This window comes from Phenylobacterium sp., assembly GCF_036402295.1.
GTDB lineage: Bacteria > Pseudomonadota > Alphaproteobacteria > Caulobacterales > Caulobacteraceae > Phenylobacterium.
This window is the reverse complement of sequence record NZ_DASWTE010000334.1, coordinates 1-2,174: the sequence shown is the minus strand read 5'-3', so window position 1 is coordinate 2,174 and position 2,174 is coordinate 1. Positions and strand designations below refer to the sequence as shown.

Annotated in this window: 3 protein-coding genes; all 3 read left to right on the top strand. The window is 69.2% G+C overall.

What is annotated here, in order from left to right:
- Window positions 1-165: sulfur carrier protein ThiS (gene thiS / locus VGD44_RS19810; protein ID WP_331090103.1), on the top strand; the 165-nt coding region annotated here is incomplete at its 5' end.
- 1 nt (window position 166) lies between these two features.
- Window positions 167-970 carry a thiazole synthase gene (locus VGD44_RS19805; RefSeq protein WP_331090102.1) on the top strand — a complete coding sequence of 268 codons (804 nt, stop codon included), beginning with the start codon at window positions 167-169 and terminating at the stop codon, window positions 968-970.
- Window positions 971-1,157: 187 nt separating this feature from the next.
- A partial coding sequence (locus VGD44_RS19800) for a Plug domain-containing protein (protein WP_331090101.1) occupies window positions 1,158-2,174 on the top strand: 1,017 nt, incomplete at its 3' end.

Sequence of the window (2,174 nt, the reverse complement as noted above, 5' to 3'; positions counted from 1 at the left end):
GCAGGCGTCGCCGACGTGGCGGGGCTGGTGGCGGCGCTGGGGCTGGACACGAAGAAGGTCGCCGTGGAACGCAATCTGGAGATCGTGCCGCGGTCGGCCTATCAGAAGACCCCGGTGGCCGACGGCGACCGGATCGAGATCGTGCATTTCATCGGAGGCGGCTGACTTGGACGGCGCTACGACCCCAGAGAAGACGTTGGCTGAAGACACCTGGACCGTCGCCGGCCGCACCTTCACCTCGCGCCTGATCGTGGGCACGGGGAAGTACAAGGACTACGCCCAGAACGCCGCCGCCGCCGAAGCCGCGGGCGCCGAGATCGTCACCGTGGCGCTGCGCCGCGTGAACCTTTCCGACCCGAACCAGCCCATGCTGGCAGACTATGTGAAGCCCGAACGCTTCACCTACCTACCGAACACCGCCGGCTGCTACACGGGCGAGGAGGCGGTGCGCACGCTGCGGCTGGCCCGCGAGGCGGGCGGCTGGGACCTCGTGAAGCTGGAGGTGCTGTCGCAGACGGCGCACCTCCTGCCCGACATGGAAGAGACGCTGCGGGCGCTGAAGCTGCTGATCGCCGACGGCTTTTCGGTGATGGTCTACTGCTCGGACGACCCGGTCTATGCGCGGAAGCTGGAGGACGCGGGCGCGGCGGCGATCATGCCGGCGGCGGCTCCGATCGGTTCGGGCCGCGGCATCCAGAACGTCCTGAACCTGGGCCTCATCATCGAGCAGACCAAGGTGCCGGTGCTGGTGGACGCCGGCGTCGGCACCGCCTCGGACGCGGTGGTGGCGATGGAGCTGGGCTGCGACGCGGTGCTGATGAACACCGCCATCGCCGAGGCCAAGGACCCGATCCGCATGGCGCGGGCCATGAAGCACGCGGTGATCGCGGGGCGGGAGGCCTACCTCGCGGGGCGGATGGCCAAGCGGCTGTATGCGGATCCGTCGTCGCCGTTGTCGGGACTGATTTAGAAGCCCCGCACCCCAACGCTTGTCATCCCGGTTTGCGCCGCAGCCGAAGACTGGGATGACACGTGTTGTTGGGTTTGGCTGCGAGCGCTGAAACGGCGCTGTAACCCCGCCTGCAACCGTTCCGTACTCCCCCGCGACCGTCGCATGCGCGAAGAGCCCGCTTCGAATGGGGAAGGGCTGTCGGTCCATGCGTCATGTGAGTCTCGCCGCGCTGTGCGTCTTTGGCGCGGGCGTTTGCAGCCCGGCGATCGCCGCGGAGGAAGAGGCCACGGCCACGGCCGATGCGCCGGGCGTCTCGGAGGTGGTCGTGTTCGGCCGCGGCGAGGCCAAGATCGGCATCGCCCATGCCGCCAGCGAGGGCTCGGTGGCCGGCTCGGACCTGTTGGTGCGGCCGTTGCTGCGGACGGCCGAGCTGTTGGAGGCGGTGCCTGGCCTGATCGCCGCCCAGCACTCGGGCACGGGCAAGGCCAACCAGTACTTCCTGCGCGGGTTCAACCTGGACCATGGCAGCGACTTCACGACCTACATCGACGACGTGCAGATGAACTTCCGCACGCATGGCCACGGCCACGGCTATCTCGACCTCAACGGGCTGATCCCGGAGATCATCGAGCGCGAGGACTACCGGAAGGGCCCGTATCGCGCCGACGGCGGCGACTTCGCGCTGGCCGGCGCGGCCTACATGACCACCAAGGACGCCTACGATCGGCCCTGGGTGGCCGGCGAGTACGGCGCGCGGGGGCATCGGCGGATCGCGGCCGGTGGCACGGTGGGCGATGCGAGCAGCGGCCGCTTCACGTTGGTGGGCGAGGTCAAGACCTACGACGGGCCTTGGCAGCAGCCGGAGGACCTCCGCCACTACGCCGCCTTCGCCAAGTATGAGCGGCCGACCAGCCTGGGCCGGTTCGAGGCGACCGCGCACGCCTACCGCGGGACGTGGAAGCCCACCGAGCAGATCCCCGAGCGCGTCATCGGCTCGTCGGTCTGTCCGGACGTCTTCTGCTCGCCCGACCCGACCGCCACCGGCGAGACCACGCGCCTGGTGCTGAACGCCCGGCTGCTGGGCGAGGGCTGGAAGGCCAACACCTACGCCCAGTTCTACGACTGGGACATGTTCTCGAACCCGACCTACGCCAACCCGGACGGCACGAGCGCGCAGATCCACCAGTTCGACCGCCGCTGGGTGCTGGGCTTGAAGGCCGAG